The organism is [Scytonema hofmanni] UTEX 2349 (assembly GCF_000582685.1).
Classification (GTDB): Bacteria; Cyanobacteriota; Cyanobacteriia; order Cyanobacteriales; family Nostocaceae; genus Hassallia; species Hassallia hofmanni.
The window spans coordinates 4288113-4307118 of sequence record NZ_KK073768.1 but is presented as its reverse complement, the minus strand read 5'-3'; the positions used below and the strand labels follow the sequence as shown (position 1 = coordinate 4307118).

Below are 19006 nucleotides of genomic sequence, written 5' to 3'. Positions count from 1 at the left end.
TTTTGATTCGTAGTGAGCGGTTTACCGCTCAATCGCATTCATTTTTAAGCACTGGAGTGCTTACTACGTTAAATGCTTTTATTTATACTTGAATACTTAAGTCGATTATTCAACCCGGAATTATCTAGTTAAGTAATGTAGTTTTTAATAAATGCACAAATAACAATCATTGGAGGAGAAATTTTATGTCTTTAGAACAGGTTGACGCTTTTTATAACCTTGTGAGTTCAAATCAAGTTATTTACGAGCAATATTACAATAAGTGCTGTCGTCTGGGATTTTTAGGCAGCTATCATTGGGATAAAAGCAAGATTGTTGATTTTGCGGATAATCTGGGTTACAGCTTTAGTGAAAATGATTTAGATCAAGTCTGGTTTGGAAATGAGCCAAGTTTTTCTAGTCAATCGCTAAATTTATCCCAATACGGGCATATGTCTTGAATTAATTGGCATTTTTATATCTTTTAACTGAATAATTTTAGAATATAGGTTTTGACATGACTACAAACAAAGACGCTTTCTCCAGTGGGGAAAGCGTCTTTTCTAGTAAATTACCTCTAAAAACTTGAAGCTGGTTGCTGTAAAAATTCTATTTCCTCTGGGGTGGAAGTGCGCCCTAAAATTGCATTACGATGAGGAAATCGTCCAAAACGCTCAATTATTTCCAGGTGACGATATGCATATTCGATCGCACTGGCACTGTCAGGATCGTGACTGAGTTGCTCAAATAGCTTTACACTCTGATGCTGATGATGTAGATTTTCGCTGTGTTCAAAAGGTAAGTAGACAAACCAGCGTTGTACAGGCAAAAAATGGCGATCGTAACCGAGTGCGATCGCTTGCTGCGCTGCTGAAAGTGCTTCCCAATCAGTAGCGAAGGCTTCAGGAGTATCCCGAAATATACTTCGGGGAAACTGATCTAATAACAAAATCAGCGCTAGACAAGTTTCCGGTAAATCGATCCAATCGTCTAAGTGTCCCCCTGCCGCTTTTTGGTAATCTGTGCCGAATCGAGTTCGCAGTTCCTCATCAAACTCTGGTGTTTTATTAAACCAAGTTTTTCGAGGTTTACCGTAACTCGGTTCGTCGGGATGACCAAACCAAAATTCTAAAATAGGTTTTGCCTGTGACATTGATGTGATATTATGTCAATCTAATTAATAGTAATAAAAACCTACCGTCGTAGAGACATTCCGCCGGAACGTCTTTACATGCTAGAGACGTTCCGCCGGAACGTCTTTACAAAAGTAAGTAATTTACCAGACATGCCATTACTGACCTTTACAAAGCACTTGTCGCATCTTACGCATATTTGCGGGCAATTCTAAATTCATTGCTTGTTGAATAAACATTGATGGTATGGGAATATTAGGCGTAGCTTGGACAGTATAAGCTAGCATTGTGCCGTTACCACAATCTTTTAACTCTAAATTAGCTGTAAAGTCTTCAAAAGTTCCTTTTTCCATTTTAAATTGAATTTTCTGCCCAATTTCTTCGGCGACGTTGAGGTAGATTTCTACTTGTGCCGTGAAAAATAAAAATGCTTTTTGTGCAGCTTGATACAGGCGTTTCACTTCACCTCTTTGTATAATTTCGCTCTTTGTAATATCAGGAAAATATTGCACCCAACGCGGGTAATCTGTTAATTGCTGCCAGACATGCGATCGCACTAAAGGTACATACATCCAAGCGGTGACAGTACCACCCCAAGCATTGTGCGATCGCGTTTCCACCAAAATCTCACCCTGCATCAATAATTTTTGCTTGTCTTGACTCCAAGTCATATCGTCACCTGTAGTAATATTTGGGATATAAAATGCAGACATATTGATTTTGGTTACTCCTCAAAGCCACTTACGTAGTTCAAATGTAAAGTCTTTAACTTCATCGATGACAGCCAACTAATTGTAGTTCCACTTCCATAAGTAAATTTTCCGGAAAAAAGTCCTTATAAGGTTATTATTCCCAAAATTTAGAGAAAAGTATGTAATTTTATGATGAAAATTCCCTTCATGGGAAAATACTCAACTAGCTTTAAAGTCACTCAAAGCCCCTCAGACTGGAAGTCTGGGGCTATAAAAACGAAGCCTGCCTACGCAGGCTAGAATTAGTTTTTTCTGTATTTAGCCCATGTTCGCGAAGCGTGTCCCTTAGGACAAGATGGGCTTTGTTTGTTTAGCCCCAAGCTTTAGCTTGAGGGCAAACAGGACTTGTGTGTACACCGGAGCTTTTTAAGGGGGACTTATTCTCCCCTTAAAAAGGCAGGGCTGTTTCATTCCCTAAAAGCCTTTAAAAATCAAGGGTTCAGGAGATGAAAAATAAGCAAGGCATTCAATATTAGGCTTCAACTTGGTCAACAATTCATGACTAAAGCCCAAATATTTATCGCCAATGGTCTTGACAAAATACATACCTTGTCGAATGAAACAGCCCTGTTAAAAAGGGGGATTTAGGGGGATCTTCAAGAACTGGGGTGCATAACCAGAGATTTGAAATCGCGGAACTAGTCTATGACTAGGACTTACGCACTCAGTCACGAGAAAACAAGACTTTGAGATTGCTTCCTTGCGTCGCAATGACGGAAATACGTAGTCCATGCGTAAGTCCTATATGACGTAAAATTATGAAGTTTTTGTCTTTTCGTTATGCTTTGATAAGCTGTTGCGATCAAGCGGGCAATTACGTGAGTCAAACTTCTAATAAATTAAATCGTCTATTAACCCAAACTTGCGGCTTCCTTTTTGGAATTGCGATCGCCGTTTGGGTACTCAGAGGCTTTGGTATTCTCGGTTTTATGCCGGGAGGTGTAATTTGGCTGTTATTTTTGGCGGCGATCGCTTTGGCGATTCTCAGTTACATGCAAAAAACTTGGTGGCGATTTTAGTGTAGCGCAAAAACGCAAAAACGCCCGCAGGCTGGAAGCCTGGGGCTACACAAACGAAGCCTGCCTTCGCAGGCTAAATATAGAGCCTGCGAAGGCAGGCTTTGTTCGTATAGCTTCACCCTTCTAGGGTGTAAGATATCAGAGGATACGGATGATTCAACAGAGGAGGGAAATATGCAAAAGTATGTATGTAACACCTGCGGGTATGAATACGATCCAGAAGTGGGCGATCCAGATGGCGGAATTGAACCAGGGACAGCTTTTGAAGATATACCAGAGGATTGGGTATGCCCGGTTTGCGGTGTAAGTAAAGAAGATTTTGAACCCGCATAACCGCAGAAATAAAGCTCTTAGTTTTATCCTTTAGCCTTCATACTTCTTGTACTAGCCTAGAATTAAGATGCTGTTATTTTATTAGGGAATTCAAGTCTATTGCAATTGAAAGTTGTTGTCATTGGAGGTGGGGCAGCGGGATTTTTTAGCGCGATCGCTACGAAGGAAGCGAATCGACACGCCCATGTTATTTTAATCGAAGCTAGCCAGCAAGTATTGGCGAAGGTTCGCGTTTCTGGTGGGGGACGCTGTAATGTCACTCACGCTTGTTTTGACCCAGCCATTTTAGTGCAAAATTATCCCAGAGGTGGAAAAGCCCTCCGGGGTGCTTTTTCTCGCTTTCAAACCAAAGATACGATAACTTGGTTTGCGATGCATGGAGTACCGCTGAAAACTGAAGCTGATGGACGGATGTTTCCCATTACGAATACTTCGGAAACGATTGTCAATTGTTTGCTGAATACTGCTTCGGAAACTGGAGTAGAAATTCGCACTTCTGCACCTGTTGTTGGTGTAAAACGGCTTCAAGGGGACTGGGGACTGGGGACTGGGGACTGGGGACTGGGAGAAACAACATCCCAAGAAAATTTACCTTTAAAAGCACGGAAAATAGAAAAGTTTGAAATTATTTTCAAGTCGGGAGAAATTATATTAAGCGATCGCTTGCTCTTGGCAACGGGAAGCAACCCTGTAGGCTATAAAATAGCGAAAGAATTCGGTCATAAAGTTGAAGTGCCTGTTCCTTCTTTATTTACTTTTAATATTGGTGATGAACAATTGCGCTCATTAGCCGGCATTAGTGTAGAATCGGTGCGTTTGCGCTTGTTATCTGGTGGAAAATCTCAATTAGAACAAACTGGACCTTTGCTAATTACTCATTGGGGTTTGAGTGGACCTGCGGTGTTGAAACTTTCGGCTTGGGGTGCCAGAGTGTTACGCGAAAGTCACTATCAAGCCACTTTGATGATAAATTGGTTGCCTGATTTCCAGCAAGATGAAGTGCGGCAAAAAATCTTAGCAGTTAAAAATGAATGGGGAAAGAAAGCGATCGCTTTACATCGTGGTGTTGATTTACCGCACCGTTTGTGGCAATATATCATTGCCCGTTCAGATATTACTACAGAACAACGCTGGGCAGAAATAACTAACAAACAATTAAATAAACTTGTTCAAGAACTGACTCAAGGAGAATATTTAATCAACGGTAAAGGTGTTTTCAAAGATGAATTTGTTACTTGTGGTGGTGTCAATTTAAAAGAAGTTAACTTTAAGACAATGGAAAGTCAAATAGTACCAGGACTTTATTTTGCTGGAGAAATCCTCGATATTGATGGAGTTACCGGCGGTTTTAACTTCCAAAGTGCTTGGACTACAGGATATTTAGCCGGTTTAGCAATGGCAAGTAACGATTAAAGATAATGAAAAGTTCGGGTATAATTAAAAAACTATTTCCACTGTTAAATCTTTACCCGTGGGCAATTCCAGTAATTATCATCTTAGGAATTTTAACTTCTTTATCGGAAGGCTTGGGAATTAGTTTATTTATTCCATTTCTTCAAAGTTTAGAACCAGTAAATTCTCAGTCAGGAAATGGAACATTTTTAGGAACTATTTTAAATCGATTATTTAGTGATATTCCCCCAAGTAATCGGGTAATAATTATTCCCTTAACTATTTTCGGGTGCGTTCTCCTCAAAAATCTACTTGCTTATAGTAGTTCGCTTCTTTCAGTTTGGCTTTATTGGGGTATTGGTTCTCAATTAGTATCTAAACTTTATCAGCAGATATTAACTGTTAGTTATAGTTTTTTAGACTCTAAGCAATCAGGTAAATTAGTCAATACACTGCATACTGAAAGTTGGCGTGCATGTGATGCTATATTACTTTTAATTAATTTAATCATCAATTTCTCTACAGTTATTGTTTTTGTAATCTTTTTAATGCTAACTTCTTGGCAACTGACTTTTTTAGTAGCGGTTGCTTTATTAGGCATTTCATTCATAATTCAGCAAGTAACACGAAAAACAAAGAAGTTAGGAAGAGAAGCAGTACAAGCAAACGATCGCTTGGTTAATCGGATGATCGAAGGCTTTTATGGAATGAGGGTAATTAGAGCTTTTGGTCGAGAAGCTTACGAATATAAGCGTTTTGAGAACCTAACAAATGAGGTAAGTTTTGCCGCACTAAAATTGGCTAAACTTTACACCATATCGGGACCACTTTCGGAAGTTTTATCGGTGGCTTTATTGGTGTGTATTATGATTATCGCTTTGCAAAATAAAGCGAATCTACCGACTTTGTTAACCTTTATATTTATGCTTTATCGCTTACAGCCATCGGTGAGAAAATTAGATACCGATCGCGTAAATTTAATTGGCTTATTAGCATCAGTTGAAGATGTTGTATCTCTATTAGAAATTCCCGACCAACAATTTATTCGGACAGGAAATGTTTATTGTCATGGATTAAAGCGATCGCTCACATTTCAATCTGTCGGTTTCCGCTACAATCCTACAGATAAACCTGCACTTCAAGAAGTTTCTTTTTCTATTATAAAAGGAAAAACCACAGCTATCGTTGGACCTTCAGGAGCCGGCAAATCGACACTTATCGGCTTAATTTGCCGTTTTTATGACGTTACAGAAGGGGAAATTTACGTTGACGAGCATCCTTTACGAGAATTAGATTTAGCATCTTTTAGAAGTCACATTGCAATTGTCAGCCAAGACATTTATGTTTTTAATACCACAGTGCGGGACAACATCGCTTACGGTCGTTTAGATGCTACAGAAGCCGAAATTATCAACGCGGCTAAACAAGCAAACGCTCATGAGTTTATCGCTAAATTTCCTGAAGGCTATGATACCATACTAGGCGATCGCGGCGTTCGTCTTTCTGGCGGACAAAGACAGCGCATAGCTTTAGCTCGTGCTATTATCCGAGATCCCCAAATATTTATTCTCGACGAAGCTACTAACGCACTCGATAGCGTTTCGGAAAACATAATTCAAGAGGCAATTAATACATTTGGTCAAAATCGCACAGTAATTATTATCGCCCATCGTTTATCCACAATTGAACAAGCAGATAAAATCCTTGTATTACAGGAAGGACGAGTTGTAGAACAAGGAAATTTTCAACAATTGTTAAAACTTAATGGGTTATTTACCCAGCTTTATCATTTACAATACGGTGTAGTTGAAAACTGAAAATATAAGTTTTAATTACTTTTAAATAAACAATGATTAGCTAAATAGATGAAAGACACCCTAAGCTCAATTGCCAGACGCACATTTCCAGGTTTTGTTCACCGTTGGGTAGGAATACAATTAAAAGGTGACAAATATATCCCACCGGTGGGAAAAGTAGACTTTGGTAGTCTGCGAGGATTAACACCAATTAGCCGACATTTTGGCTATGACCGGGGTTTACCCATTGACCGTTACTATATAGAAAAGTTTCTCACCAAAAATGCCGCTGATGTCAAAGGACATGTACTAGAAATTGGTGATAATTCATACACGCGGCAATTTGGAGGTAATAATGTCACCCAAAGTGATGTACTTCATATAGTTGAAGGTAATCCCCATGCAACCATCGTTGGTGATTTAACTAACGCGGAACACATAGCTTCAGATAACTTTGACTGCTTTATTCTGACGCAAACATTGCAATGTATTTACGATACCCGCGCAGCACTTAACACAATATACCGTATTCTCAAACCAGGTGGAGTAGTCCTAGCTACATTTTCCGGTATTAGTCTGACACCTCCCGACGAATGGGGAGATTACTGGTGTTGGAATTTTACCAGCCAATCAGGAAAACGGCTGTTTGCAGAGTTCTTCCCAGAAGCAAATATTCAAGTAGAGAGTTACGGAAATGTGTTAACAGCGATCGCCTTTTTGCAAGGTTTAGCAACCAAAGAATTAGATTCATCAGAATTAGATCACCGCGATCGTTCATATGAACTACTAATAACTGTCCGTGCTGTCAAACCGCAGGAAACATCATGAAGATACCTGGAAGCGGCAAATTAAAGCGAATAGCTTCTAGAGTGCGAAACCGCTTCGCACCAGGAGGATTGATTCTCATGTACCATAGGGTAACTGAAATTGAATTCGATCCTTGGAAATTGTGCGTCAGTCCATCTTATTTTGCCGAACATTTGCAAGTATTAAAAAAACTTGGTTGCACAGTCCGCTTACAACAATTAAACCAAACATTGAAAAATGGTAAGCGTCCCCATCGTCAAATAGTCATCACCTTTGATGATGGTTACAGCGATAATTTGTATAACGCTAAACCTTTATTAGAAAAGTATGAAATTCCCGCTACTATCTTTCTGACAACAGGATACATGCAACAAGAGCGGGAATTTTGGTCTGATGAATTAGAGAGGATATTGCTACAACCAGGGACTTTACCCGAAATTTTGTCTTTAAATATTAACGGCATTAGTTATGAATGGAAGACTTCAAACAACAATGAATGTTATTATCTTTACTACGCACTTTATAAAATACTTTACCCCTTACCTGCCCCAGAGCGATCGCATATTCTAGATCAACTACTTTTATGGGCAAATAAAGAACCAGAATTACGTCCAACTCACCGGATGATGACATTAAAAGAACTATCTAATTTACAACCAGGAAACATCATCGAAATTGGTGGTCATACAGTGACACATCCATTTCTTACCACAATTTCACCCCAAGCACAGCAAAAAGAAATTCAAGAAAATAAAGCTCAACTAGAAGAGATTTTCGGACATGCAATCGAAAGTTTTGCCTATCCCCACGGAAATTATAACAACGAAACCAGCGAGATAGTCCGCCAAGCTGGATTTACCTGCGCTTGCAGTACTTCTGCAAACATAGTCGATAAAAATAGCGATCGCTTTCAACTACCCCGCTTTCCCGTCGAAAATTGGAATGGAGAAGAATTTGCCAAACAATTATCAAAGTGGTTCCTTAACTAAAACTCTGCGTTACTTTGCGCTTCCCTCAGCGTACCCTTGCGTTTAAACTCTTATTATTAAAAAAAACGCCATGAATAGCAAACCATTAATTTCTGGTGTAATGATTTTCTTAAACGCTGAAAAATTCATCTCAGAAGCGATCGCAAGCGTACTTGCCCAAACATATGAAAACTGGGAACTATTATTAGTAGATGACGGTTCCACCGATAATAGCACTGCGATCGCTCAAAAATATGCAGACCAATATCCCGAAAAAGTCCGCTATTTAGAACATGCAAATCACCAAAATCTGGGAAAGAGTGTTTCCCGCAACCTGGGTATGAGCAAAGCCAAAGGAGATTATATCGCCTTTTTAGACGCTGATGATATCTGGCTACCACCAAAACTAGAAAAACAGCTCGCAATTTTGCAATCATACCCCGAAGCCGGGATGGTTTACGGAGCAACGCAGATGTGGTTTAGCTGGACTGGTAATCCAGAAGATTTGGGACGCGATCGCTACCGAAAACTTGGTGTCAAACCCGATACATTAATTCAACCACCAAATCTGCTGTCGCTTTTTTTACGCACAAAAGCAGAAACACCTGGTACTTGTGGAGTTCTGATTAAAAGCGAAGTCATAGAAGATGTTGGTGGACATGAAGAAAGCTTTGGCAGCATGTACGAAGACCAAGCTTTCTTCGCGAAAATTTGCTTGAAATACCCCGTATTTATTGAGAGTGGCTGTTGGGATAAATATCGACAGCACCCTGATTCTACTTGTTATGTAGCAGAGCGAGCCGGAGAATATCATACCATATATATCAGTCCTAGCTACGCGAATTATTTAAATTGGCTAGAGGGATATTTGGTTAAAGAAAAACTCGTAAATACCGAAGTTTGGCAAGCTTTACAAAATGTATTATTTTTCGTCCGCCATCCTCTAATTTATCACTATTATCTACGTCTGCGGCGCGTTATCTGGGATTTCAAGGCATTATTCAAGAAATGAAAAACAATGTAGAGACGTAGCACTGCTACGTCTGTTGAGTTCAGGTAACGCATCATTAAATTCGGTCGATGTCTAATGAAAGTAAAGAATTATTAAAAAAAATGCGTATTTCTCAAATTAATAAATCTTATCTGCTGATAGGGATTCTATTTGCTGCTGCAATCTTGCGCTTTGCCTAAGTATAGTACGATCGCACGGCAACCTTCATCTACAGAACACAATCATTTATATTTAGCCTTTGTAAATGACTTCTGAAAAAACAACATGAAATTTAGCGAAATCGTTGAAAAACTCAGCCACAGTGCCACAGCCAACAGCCTCACAACTAATAAAGACGAAGATATCGAAATTACAGGAGTAGCAGCAGTTGATGAAGCGATCGCAGGTCATCTGAGTTACATAGAAGGTCCCAAATTTGCTTCTTTTGTTGGCAAGACCAATGCTAGTGCTTTAATTTTACCTCAAGACGAAACATTACAAAAGCTTGCACAAGAACGTGGTATCGTTTGGATAGCCACACGAAATCCGCGCTTGATGTTTGCGGAATCCATCGCACTTTTCTATCAACCATACCGCCCATCTCCAGAAATACATCCTACCGCCATAATTCACCCCACTGCAAAAGTTGGCACTGATGTTTACATTGGTGCCCATGTAGTGATTCAGCAAGAAGCAGAAATCGGCAATCAAGTCTGCATTCATCCGAATGCAGTAGTTTATCCAAATGCGAAAATAGGCGATCGCACCATCTTACACGCTAATTGTACCATCCACGAACGCGCCCACATTGGCGCAGATTGCGTTATTCACAGTGGTGCTGTCATCGGTTCAGAAGGCTTTGGCTTTGTTCCCATTGCCACCGGTTGGTTCAAAATGGAACAATCTGGTTATGTTGTCTTAGAAGATGGCGTAGAAATTGGTTGCAACAGTGCCATAGACCGTCCATCCGTTGGCGAAACCCGCATAGGGCGCAGCACTAAAATTGACAACTTAGTGCAGATAGGACACGGTTGCCAAATAGGCGCTTATTGTGCTATAGCCGGACAATCTGGTATGGCAGGAGGCGTCAAAATTGGCAATCGGGTTATTTTGGCAGGACAATCAGGAATAGCCAATCAAGCGAAAATGGGTGATGGTGCGATCGCTACTGCCCAAGCAGGAATTCTTAGCGATGTTCCCGCAGGAGAAATCGTCTCTGGAACTCCGGCAATGCCTCACAAAATCTTTTTGAGAGTAGCTGCTATTTATAGTCGCCTACCACAAATGTATCAAACATTCAAACAATTGCAGCGTTTAGGGCAAAAATGAAAAAGAGGGGGAAAGGGGAAAGGGGAAAGGGAACCCCATACTTAAAAGCAGGGGTTTCAAGCATGGACGCTGATTTTTCTCTCTACGAGACACCAAGACAGAACGCACTACGTGTCTGGTAAAATCTTCTTTTTTGTTCTCCATGTTTAAAAACATTCTTCTTTATACCTTGTGGGGAAAAGTTCTAAATTCTGTGCCCTTTCCCCCTTTCCCCTTCCCCTTTTCCCCTTTTTGGTAACTTTTAACTTATTTCTGGGAAGCACTACTCAAGTTGTAGGGTTTCCCTCACTAATCAAACTTTGATTTGATTTTAATATAAACTCAAAGGCGATAAAGAAAGCGCCTGATAAAAACAAGATACAAGCTGATTGTTTGTTTTTTGCTAAAGCTTGAATCAACTTTTACTTCAATCACAACGCTGATTTAATGGAGGTTAGTTAAGTTATGGCATTAATACGTTGGCAACCCTTCCAAGAAATGGAAACTCTGCGGCATCAAATGGATAAAATGTTTGATGAAATAGCAGGATATAACCGAGAAGTGACAACAAAAACTTGGTCTCCTGCGGTTGAGTTGGAAGATACAAACGACAACCTAATTTTACGCGCCGAAGTTCCTGGTTTGGAAGGCAAAGATTTAGATATTCAAGTAGCACGGGAAGCAGTTTCCATTGCCGGTGAAACTCGCTATGAAAACAAATCTGAAGAACGCGGTTATTTGCGCTCAGAGTTCCGTTATGGTAAATTCCAACGGACAATCCCGCTACCGACTGCAATTAAGAATGACCAAGTTAAAGCCGAATTCAAAAATGGCATTTTAATCTTAACAATGCCTAAAGCCGAAGAAGCCAAAAACAAAGTAGTGAAAATTAACTTGGCAGATGACAAAACGGCGCTTCCTAATTCATAATTAACTAAAATGTAAGTCTGTTTAATTGCAATCTTGTAAATAATTAACTTGCCCGCGATCGCACTGCATTATAAAAGAGCGATCGCGGTTATTTTATTTAACAGTAATAAAAACATTGCAACCGTCGTAGAGACGTTCCGACGGAACGTCTCTACAGTACAATACGCTTGGTGTTAAGCGCAAAATACGAATGTAGAGACGCGAAATTTCGCGTCTCTACAGGTCTAAAATCAGTCCCAAAAATGCTTAACACCAAGCGTATTGTTTTACAGTATGTGTGATTTGCTTTCAAATTTAATGGGTATTGGTAGGGCAGTAGCCAAAGCTTGTAAACTAACCTTTTTAATCGATTGTAGAAGATTAATTAAGTAGGTAAACATAATTAATTACACAATGTCCGAAGCGAATGCAGCGTTCGCGTTGGCATTCGCGGAGCGTGTCGCAGACAAGCCTCTCGCAGAGAAGCGTCCCGTTCGCGTAGCGTCTCCGATAGGAGAAGGAGAAGGGAAGCGAAATGTTCGCGGAGCGTGTCGCAGACAAGCAATCGCAAGGGCTGGGATTGCTTCTCCTGTCGGAGACGCTTCGCGAACGCTTCATTTCATTACGCTCGCAATGACTGTAAATATTTTTGTCCACCTACTTACAATTTTTAACAACAAGTATTCGGTCAGATTGAATTGACTTTTTAAGTGCGTTTGGTAGAATATAGGTAACATTATCAATATTATTGGTCTTATTGACAAAAGTAGACCGATCTTTTATTACCATAAATTGCTACACACTTCATATAATAAGCTTTTCAGGCTATTTTCTCGCCCCGTAAGAGCCACCACACAATTTATCGCTATAATCTTGTTTGAATATCTTCATTGTTTGTTCTAATTCCAGTCTCAGCTCTTTTTTACTACTTTTTCAACCCGTCAAACTTACATAAAAGTAGAGAGGTACTTATGACTCAATTACTTACCATTGCTATTCCGACTTACAACCGTGCAAATTTACTCGATCAACAACTGGCATGGTTATCTCAATCAATTCAAGGTTTTGAATCTGTGTGTGAAATTCTTATTTCTGACAATTGTTCAACTGATGATACGTCAAAGGTTGTCGAAAAATGGCAATCTGCTTTTCAGCAAACAACATTTGAATATAAGAGGAATCAAGAAAATATCGGTGCAGTCAAAAACATCGCTTCTTGTATTCAATTTGCTAAAAGCAAATTCGTTTGGACAATTAGTGATGATGATAAAATTTTTGATAACTCCATAGCATACATAGTTAAGTCTTTAACCGAATATCCAGATTTAGGATTAATCATTTTAAACTTTTCCAAAAGTGATGCCAAAACAGGTCAAATATTGGAACAACGTTGCTTTGATATTGAGACTGATTTAATGAGTTCAAACGGTAAAGAGGTATTTGAAGTTTGTGTAAAACAAAGTACTGGAGGGGTAGGGCTGACAACAGCTTTAATATACAAAACAGATTTGGCGAAATCTGCTATAGCAAGTTGGAGTTCTGGTTTAAATAACTTGGCAGTTCAAATATATTGGACTGCTTTTTGCGCTTCCAAAGCTGGTGCTTTAGTGACTAAAGATAATTATTTGGAATGTGTTGCAGGCACTCATTATTTTATGCAAAAGCCCAAGCTTCTAGTCACATTAGAATATGCAGATATACCTGAAGTGATGCTCAAACTTAGGGAAATAGGATTTTCTAATAATTTTAGTCGGAAAATGCTTGTCACCTGCTTTGCTAAGTTTAATTGGAGAGTTTTTGTGGGAGCCTTAAGAAGATGGCCTGTTGTAGCTGTTCAAGCAATGAGTCGTTACCTAAGTTATGTGTACTTATGTACCATCAGATATTCGTCAAATTCCTTATCGGTTGTTCCTAGTACTCAGACTAGAACTGATTGATAGAGTAATCCTAAATTTCAAAACCCTAGTCCGTCGTGCCTGCCTAAAAAAAAAGCCCGCCTAATCACGGGCTTAAAAACGCTTATTTTTTGTAGTCCGCGCAGGTAGATTAACCTGAAAATAGGATTTCAAGTTTTCTCTGGCAAGTGTAATAAAACAGCGTTAAAACGCTTACTAAAAGCCCAATTTCTCCAACACTGGCTTAGTCGAAACAATGTGCCTTTCTAAACCGAGTTCTTGCGGACTAATACCTAACGCCAAAGCAATCAACTGCGGTAAATGTAACACCGGCAAACCTAATTTTTGTCCGATGACTTTTTCCACCTCAGGCTGACGAGAATCTAAATTCAAATGACATAGGGGACAAGGTGTAACAATACAATCAGCACCAGATGTTAGTGCATCTTGAATATGCATCCCCGCCATTTTAAAAGATTGGGTAGTCGCATAACTCGAAAGAGGCCATCCGCAACATTGAGTCCGACCTCGATAATAAATTGGTGTTGCACCAACTGCCCGAAAAACATTTTCCATCGCTTCCGGTTGGAAAGGGTCATCATAAGGCATGGATTTTTGAGCGCGGAGAAGATAGCAGCCATAAAAAGCCGCACATTTTAACCCACTCAACTTACGGGTGACTCGTTTTTGAATTTCCTCTAAACCGTAATCTGTCACTAAAGCATACAGGAGATGTTTAACTTCAGTAGTTCCACGATAAGGGGAACAGCTTTCTTTTTCCAAAAAGCCATTAACTTTGTCGATGTATTGGGGGTCTGTTTTTTGACATTCTTTCAAACGCTCATCAACATGACCAATGACACCTTGACAAGTGCTACAATGTGTGAGTAGGGGTAAATTTAATTCTTCTGCTAAAGCAATATTTCGGGCATTAACCGTATCTTCCAAAAGTTGGGAATCTTCCTTAAAAATGCCAGAACCGCAGCAAGCAGCCTTTTTCAATTCTACCAGTTCAATGCCCAAAGCTTTAGTTAAAGCTTTGGTAGACAAGCTTAACTCGCGGCAAGCACCTTGGGCAACACAACCAGGGAAGTAAGCGTATTTTAGCGTCTGAGATAGCATAAAGTATATTTTATGAGGGTAGTTGCCCTTAAAGAATAGCTGTTTTATGAAGAAGGGGAAGGGGGAAAGGGGAAGGGGGAAAGGTAAAAAGCGAGTGGAATTGTGGGCGAAATAATCCAAATTTTATGGGGAAGGTAAAAAGTGAGTGGAATTGTGGGCGACATGTTCATCCCTTTCCCCTTTTGTTTATTATTGCCTGTCCGTGATGCTGGCAAAGCTTTGTATCTAAATTTGGACATCGGGAAAAATGAGAGTGAGAATTGAACAAGGAAAGCATTTACACTTTTTTAGTGCGATCGCCCAATTCAATTGTGTTGCCTAACTGTTCTTGAATGAAAAACACACTTCTTGATTTTCCTAAGAAAAACCCTAATCCTGTGTGCGGGCGATCGCGCTTGACGATAAGATGTATATGCTCAAAACCACATCGCCCATAAAAGGCGGATCGTAGCAACTGGTTAAGGACTTTTATCTATGAGTGAAGCGGAAATTTTTGAAAAGGTCAAGAAAATCGTCGCCGAGCAACTTAGCGTTGCTGAGGATGATATTGACACGATTAAACCACAATCCAATTTTGCCAACGATCTACAGGCTGATTCCCTAGATACAGTCGAACTGGTAATGGCTTTAGAAGAAGAATTTGATATTGAAATTCCTGATGAAGCTGCCGAAAAAATTACCACCGTTCAAGAAGCAGTAGACTACATCAACAACAAAGTTGCCGCATCCGCCTAACTGGGGACTAGGGACTGGGGACTAGGGACTGGGGACTTGAAGAGAGGAAAGGGAAAAGGGAAAAGGGGAAAGGGGAAAGGAAAAGAATTATTACCAATACCCAATGCCCAATGCCCAATGCCCAATCCCCAGTCCCCAATGCCCAATCCCCAATCCCCAGTCCCCCTTTATGCAGCTTTCTCGCCACCCTAACTATCGTCATGACAGATTTTATACGTAAGCGCGTTGTTGTAACTGGTGTTGGCGCGCTTACACCGATTGGTAAAACACCAGCCGAATATTGGTCCGGATTAATTAGCGGACGCAATGGCATCGACTACATCACCTTATTTGATGCCCAGAGCCATGATTGCCGCATTGCTGGTGAGGTGAAAGACTTCGATCCACATGACTACATGGAGCGCAAAGAAGCCAAGCGCATGGATCGGTTTTCCCAATTTGGTGTTGCGGGTGCAAAACAGGCTCTCTTGGACTCTGGATTAGTCATCAATGACCTAAACGCTGAACAAATAGGTGTAATCATCGGTTCGGGCGTTGGCGGCATTAAAGTATTGGAAGACCAACAAACGATCTACCTCAACCGAGGTCCCGATCGCTGTAGTCCTTTCATGATTCCGATGATGATCGCTAATATGGCAGCGGGGTTGACAGCAATTCATACTGGTGCTAGAGGTCCTAATTCCTGCTCCGTCACTGCTTGCGCTGCCGGATCGAATGCCATCGGAGATGCTTTTCGCGTAATTCAAAATGGATATGCCCAAGCGATGATTTGCGGTGGATGCGAAGCGGCAGTTACACCCTTGTCTCTAGCCGGATTTGCCGCATGTAAAGCCCTTTCGTGTCGGAATGATGACCCCGCACACGCTAGCCGTCCATTTGACCGCGATCGCAACGGATTTGTCATGGGTGAAGGTGCGGGAATCTTAATTCTAGAAGAGCTGCAACACGCCTTAAGTCGCAAGGCTCGTATTTATGCGGAAATTGTCGGCTACGGCATGACTTGTGATGCGTACCATATTACTTCCCCCGTCCCAGGCGGTGAAGGAGCCGCCAGAGCCATCCAACTAGCATTGAAAGATGGCGGAATAACTCCAGATATGGTAAGTTACATCAACGCTCACGGCACCAGCACCCAGGCAAACGATTCGACAGAAACCGCCGCCATGAAAAAAGCCTTGGGAGAACACGCTTATAAAATAGCAATCAGTTCCACCAAATCCATGACCGGTCATTTGTTAGGGGGTTCTGGAGGCATTGAAGCCGTGGCAACAGTATTAGCGATCGCCAACGATAAAATTCCCCCGACAATTAATCTAGAAAACCCAGATCCAGAGTGTGACCTGGATTATGTTCCCAACACAAGCCGCAATTTGAATGTCGAGGTGGCACTTTCCAATTCTTTTGGGTTTGGCGGACACAATGTCACGCTAGCCTTTAAGAAGTACCGCTAAGATCCAAAATCTGCCGCTGGTCGGATCTCTTGTTCATGAAGAGGGGTAAAGGGGTAAAGGGGAAGAAATAGGATGGTTTTTTCCTTTCCCGTTATTTTCCTTTCTCCTTTACCGGAAGAAGTGAGAAATGGAGCAAAATGTATCAAAAATGTCATTCTGCTTTGATTTAAGAGTTCAGCTTGACCAGATTATCTGCTTGATTGATCGCTCTAATTCAAGAGATCCCGGTTGTCTGTGGTCAGCAGGCAATGGGATGATGAGGATATTGCTTGGGGTAATCATCCAAAACAACCCCAGTAATGATTAGCTTACGTGAGTGCTAAACCGTCGTTAAATATAAGAGATTATGGCTGTTGCAACCCAATCCCTCGAAGAACTTTGTATTAACTCGATTCGCTTTTTGGCTATCGATGCCGTAGAAAAAGCCAAATCGGGACACCCAGGACTGCCAATGGGTGCGGCACCAATGGCGTTTGTGCTGTGGGACCGCTTTATGCGGTACAATCCCAAAAATCCCAAGTGGTTTAATCGCGATCGCTTTGTATTGTCTGCTGGTCACGGCTCAATGTTGCTGTATGCCCTGCTATACTTGACAGGCTTCGACAGCGTAAGCATTGAAGACATTAAGCAGTTCCGTCAGTGGGAATCCAAAACCCCCGGACATCCAGAAAACTTCATGACCGAAGGTGTAGAAGTTACTACCGGACCATTGGGACAAGGAATTGCCAACGCAGTCGGTTTAGCAATGACAGAAGCGCACCTAGCCGCTAAATTCAACAAACCCGATGCCAAAATCGTTGACCACTACACCTATGTAATTTTAGGTGACGGCTGCAACATGGAAGGCATTTCCGGTGAAGCTTGTTCTTTCGCAGGACACTTGGGATTAGGCAAACTCATTGCTCTGTACGACGACAACCACATCTCTATCGATGGTTCTACAGATGTAGCATTCACCGAAGATGTTTCCAAGCGCTTTGAAGCATACGGCTGGCACGTTTTACATGTCGAAGATGGTAATACCGATTTAGTCGCAATTGAAAAGGCGATCGCCGAAGCTAAATCTGTCACCGACAAGCCAACCATGATTAAGGTGACAACCACCATCGGTTACGGTTCCCCCAACAAACAAAACACCGCAGGCATTCACGGTGCAGCGTTGGGTGGCGATGAAATCGCCCTAACCCGGAATAACTTAGAATGGACATACGAGCCTTTCGTAGTCCCAGAAGATGCCAAAAATCACATGGGTAAAGCCGTTGAGCGCGGTGCTAACTACGAAACTGAGTGGAATAACACCTTTGCCGACTACAAAGCCAAATATGCCGAAGAAGCGGCTCAATTTGAACGTTATATCAGCGGCAAACTTCCCGACGGTTGGGACAAGGTACTACCCACCTACACAAGCGAAGATAAAGGATTACCCACCCGCAAACACTCAGAAAACTGCCTTAACAAACTAGCAAAAGTTTTACCTGAGTTAATTGGTGGTTCCGCTGACTTAACCCACTCCAACCTGACCGAAATCAAAGGCACTGGCGATTTCCAAAAAGGTCAATACGAAAACCCCAACATCCACTTTGGCGTGCGGGAACACGCTATGGGCGCCATTTGTAACGGTATAGCGCTGCATCAATCGGGATTAATTCCTTACGGTGCCACCTTCCTGATTTTCACAGATTACATGCGTGCTGCCATCCGCTTATCTGCCCTCTCCAGAGCGGGTTCGATTTGGGTGATGACTCACGACTCCATTGGACAAGGTGAAGATGGTCCAACGCACCAACCAATTGAAACTCTCGCTTCTTTGAGAGCAATTCCTAATTTAACAGTGATTCGCCCCGCAGACGGAAACGAATGTTCTGGTGCTTACAAAGTAGCGATCGAGAAGTCGAAGGAAAACGCTCCCACTTTGTTAGCGTTTACCCGTCAGGCTGTCCCCAACTTAACAGGTACATCGATTGAGGGCGTGACCAAGGGTGCATACACCGTGGTAGATTCTCAGGGTACACCAGAGTTAATTTTGATTGGTACTGGTTCCGAATTGAGCCTTTGCGTCACCGCAGCTGAGAAACTCACCAGCGAAGGCAAGAAAGTCCGTGTTGTCTCGATGCCTTCTTGGGAACTGTTTGAAGCACAAGATGCGGCTTATAAAGAGTCTATTCTACCAAAAGCCGTTACCAAGCGCGTGTCTGTAGAAGCTGCCGCTAGTTTCGGCTGGCACAAGTATGTCGGTATGGAAGGCGGTTGTGTTAGTATCGATACCTTTGGTGCTTCGGCTCCCGGTGGTGTTTGTATGGAGAAATTTGGCTTTAGCGTTGAGAATGTGTTAGCAACAGCTAAGAAAGTTTTGGGCTAATTAGAAACAAATTAATCTCGTTTTTTTTGAAGGGGTGGGTGTCTTGCCTGCCTCTTT

The 19006-nt window shown here is 41.5% G+C and carries 19 protein-coding genes; 15 read left to right on the top strand and 4 right to left on the bottom strand.

Translation table 11 applies throughout. The features are described from left to right. Positions 1-185: 185 nt before the first annotated feature. Positions 186-440: a Nif11-like leader peptide family natural product precursor gene (locus TOL9009_RS0124400; RefSeq protein ID WP_029635387.1), complete on the top strand. Its 255-nt coding sequence runs from the start codon at positions 186-188 to the stop codon at positions 438-440. Positions 441-556: 116 nt separating this feature from the next. Here TOL9009_RS0124400 and TOL9009_RS0124395 read toward each other — a convergent pair whose 3' ends face one another. Both TOL9009_RS0124395 and TOL9009_RS0124390 read right to left on the bottom strand, forming a co-directional pair. After that, a complete protein-coding gene (locus tag TOL9009_RS0124395; RefSeq protein ID WP_029635386.1) occupies positions 557-1132 on the bottom strand; it encodes a DUF924 family protein in 576 nt (191 codons plus the stop codon). A 138-nt stretch (positions 1133-1270) separates the two neighbouring features. Then, entirely contained in the window at positions 1271-1825 is a 555-nt protein-coding gene (locus tag TOL9009_RS0124390) for an SRPBCC family protein (RefSeq protein ID WP_029635385.1), read from the bottom strand. 857 nt (positions 1826-2682) lie between these two features. Here TOL9009_RS0124390 and TOL9009_RS0124385 point away from each other — a divergent pair. The 10 genes from TOL9009_RS0124385 (at position 2683) to TOL9009_RS40335 (ending at position 13324) form a co-directional block, all read left to right on the top strand. After that, on the top strand, positions 2683-2883 hold the full coding sequence (locus TOL9009_RS0124385) for a hypothetical protein (RefSeq protein ID WP_029635384.1): 201 nt from the start codon (positions 2683-2685) through the stop codon (positions 2881-2883). Between the two features lie 174 nt (positions 2884-3057). Continuing rightward, positions 3058-3216, top strand: coding sequence for a rubredoxin (rd, locus tag TOL9009_RS42660; RefSeq protein WP_063628702.1), 159 nt, complete (start codon positions 3058-3060; stop codon positions 3214-3216). Positions 3217-3321: 105 nt separating this feature from the next. Further along, the gene (locus TOL9009_RS0124375; RefSeq protein WP_260675935.1) at positions 3322-4629 is read left to right on the top strand and encodes a BaiN/RdsA family NAD(P)/FAD-dependent oxidoreductase; all 1308 of its coding nucleotides are present in this window, start codon (positions 3322-3324) and stop codon (positions 4627-4629) included. A 5-nt stretch (positions 4630-4634) separates the two neighbouring features. Further along, on the top strand, positions 4635-6425 hold the full coding sequence (locus TOL9009_RS0124370; RefSeq protein WP_029635380.1) for an ABC transporter ATP-binding protein: 1791 nt from the start codon (positions 4635-4637) through the stop codon (positions 6423-6425). 48 nt (positions 6426-6473) lie between these two features. Then, on the top strand, positions 6474-7232 hold the full coding sequence (locus tag TOL9009_RS40340; RefSeq protein WP_038296563.1) for a methyltransferase domain-containing protein: 759 nt from the start codon (positions 6474-6476) through the stop codon (positions 7230-7232). Beyond that, complete coding sequence (locus TOL9009_RS0124360) at positions 7229-8200, top strand: polysaccharide deacetylase family protein (protein ID WP_029635379.1); 972 nt, start codon at positions 7229-7231, stop codon at positions 8198-8200. The genes TOL9009_RS40340 and TOL9009_RS0124360 overlap by 4 nt, the downstream gene beginning before the upstream one ends. Before the next feature lie 70 nt (positions 8201-8270). Next, the gene (locus TOL9009_RS0124355) at positions 8271-9191 is read left to right on the top strand and encodes a glycosyltransferase family 2 protein (RefSeq protein WP_029635377.1); all 921 of its coding nucleotides are present in this window, start codon (positions 8271-8273) and stop codon (positions 9189-9191) included. A 264-nt stretch (positions 9192-9455) separates the two neighbouring features. Continuing rightward, positions 9456-10499, top strand: a complete 1044-nt coding sequence (gene lpxD / locus TOL9009_RS0124345) for a UDP-3-O-(3-hydroxymyristoyl)glucosamine N-acyltransferase (protein WP_029635375.1) — start codon at positions 9456-9458, stop codon at positions 10497-10499. A 444-nt stretch (positions 10500-10943) separates the two neighbouring features. Then, entirely contained in the window at positions 10944-11408 is a 465-nt protein-coding gene (locus TOL9009_RS0124335) for an Hsp20/alpha crystallin family protein (RefSeq protein WP_029635373.1), read from the top strand. A gap of 950 nt (positions 11409-12358) precedes the next feature. After that, the gene (locus TOL9009_RS40335) at positions 12359-13324 is read left to right on the top strand and encodes a glycosyltransferase family 2 protein (RefSeq protein ID WP_051503017.1); all 966 of its coding nucleotides are present in this window, start codon (positions 12359-12361) and stop codon (positions 13322-13324) included. 174 nt (positions 13325-13498) lie between these two features. On the opposite strand, the gene TOL9009_RS0124320 is transcribed toward TOL9009_RS40335, so the two are convergent. Both TOL9009_RS0124320 and TOL9009_RS47710 read right to left on the bottom strand, forming a co-directional pair. After that, positions 13499-14404: a CoB--CoM heterodisulfide reductase iron-sulfur subunit B family protein gene (locus TOL9009_RS0124320; RefSeq protein WP_029635370.1), complete on the bottom strand. Its 906-nt coding sequence runs from the start codon at positions 14402-14404 to the stop codon at positions 13499-13501. A gap of 277 nt (positions 14405-14681) precedes the next feature. After that, complete coding sequence (locus tag TOL9009_RS47710; RefSeq protein WP_186227641.1) at positions 14682-14858, bottom strand: hypothetical protein; 177 nt, start codon at positions 14856-14858, stop codon at positions 14682-14684. Positions 14859-14878: 20 nt separating this feature from the next. On the opposite strand from TOL9009_RS47710, the gene acpP reads away from it, so the two are divergent. From acpP to tkt, 4 genes are all read left to right on the top strand, one after another. After that, positions 14879-15139 carry an acyl carrier protein gene (acpP, locus tag TOL9009_RS0124315; RefSeq protein ID WP_029635368.1) on the top strand — a complete coding sequence of 87 codons (261 nt, stop codon included), beginning with the start codon at positions 14879-14881 and terminating at the stop codon, positions 15137-15139. Between the two features lie 200 nt (positions 15140-15339). Next, positions 15340-16590 carry a beta-ketoacyl-ACP synthase II gene (gene fabF, locus TOL9009_RS0124310; RefSeq protein ID WP_029635366.1) on the top strand — a complete coding sequence of 417 codons (1251 nt, stop codon included), beginning with the start codon at positions 15340-15342 and terminating at the stop codon, positions 16588-16590. Positions 16591-16717: 127 nt separating this feature from the next. Next, complete coding sequence (locus tag TOL9009_RS46145) at positions 16718-16897, top strand: hypothetical protein (RefSeq protein WP_144238331.1); 180 nt, start codon at positions 16718-16720, stop codon at positions 16895-16897. 39 nt (positions 16898-16936) lie between these two features. Beyond that, positions 16937-18949, top strand: a complete 2013-nt coding sequence (gene tkt, locus TOL9009_RS0124300) for a transketolase (RefSeq protein ID WP_029635364.1) — start codon at positions 16937-16939, stop codon at positions 18947-18949. Positions 18950-19006: the final 57 nt, after the last annotated feature.

Coding starts and splice junctions, on each gene's coding strand:
- TOL9009_RS0124400 (WP_029635387.1), top strand. CDS start 186: ATGTCTTTAGAACAGGTTGACGCTTTTTATAACCTTGTGAGTTCAAAT.
- TOL9009_RS0124395 (WP_029635386.1), bottom strand. CDS start 1,132: ATGTCACAGGCAAAACCTATTTTAGAATTTTGGTTTGGTCATCCCGAC.
- TOL9009_RS0124390 (WP_029635385.1), bottom strand. CDS start 1,825: ATGTCTGCATTTTATATCCCAAATATTACTACAGGTGACGATATGACT.
- rd (WP_063628702.1), top strand. CDS start 3,058: ATGCAAAAGTATGTATGTAACACCTGCGGGTATGAATACGATCCAGAA.
- TOL9009_RS0124370 (WP_029635380.1), top strand. CDS start 4,635: ATGAAAAGTTCGGGTATAATTAAAAAACTATTTCCACTGTTAAATCTT.
- TOL9009_RS40340 (WP_038296563.1), top strand. CDS start 6,474: ATGAAAGACACCCTAAGCTCAATTGCCAGACGCACATTTCCAGGTTTT.
- TOL9009_RS0124360 (WP_029635379.1), top strand. CDS start 7,229: ATGAAGATACCTGGAAGCGGCAAATTAAAGCGAATAGCTTCTAGAGTG.
- TOL9009_RS0124355 (WP_029635377.1), top strand. CDS start 8,271: ATGAATAGCAAACCATTAATTTCTGGTGTAATGATTTTCTTAAACGCT.
- lpxD (WP_029635375.1), top strand. CDS start 9,456: ATGAAATTTAGCGAAATCGTTGAAAAACTCAGCCACAGTGCCACAGCC.
- TOL9009_RS0124335 (WP_029635373.1), top strand. CDS start 10,944: ATGGCATTAATACGTTGGCAACCCTTCCAAGAAATGGAAACTCTGCGG.
- TOL9009_RS40335 (WP_051503017.1), top strand. CDS start 12,359: ATGACTCAATTACTTACCATTGCTATTCCGACTTACAACCGTGCAAAT.
- TOL9009_RS0124320 (WP_029635370.1), bottom strand. CDS start 14,404: ATGCTATCTCAGACGCTAAAATACGCTTACTTCCCTGGTTGTGTTGCC.
- acpP (WP_029635368.1), top strand. CDS start 14,879: ATGAGTGAAGCGGAAATTTTTGAAAAGGTCAAGAAAATCGTCGCCGAG.
- fabF (WP_029635366.1), top strand. CDS start 15,340: ATGACAGATTTTATACGTAAGCGCGTTGTTGTAACTGGTGTTGGCGCG.
- TOL9009_RS46145 (WP_144238331.1), top strand. CDS start 16,718: ATGGAGCAAAATGTATCAAAAATGTCATTCTGCTTTGATTTAAGAGTT.
- tkt (WP_029635364.1), top strand. CDS start 16,937: ATGGCTGTTGCAACCCAATCCCTCGAAGAACTTTGTATTAACTCGATT.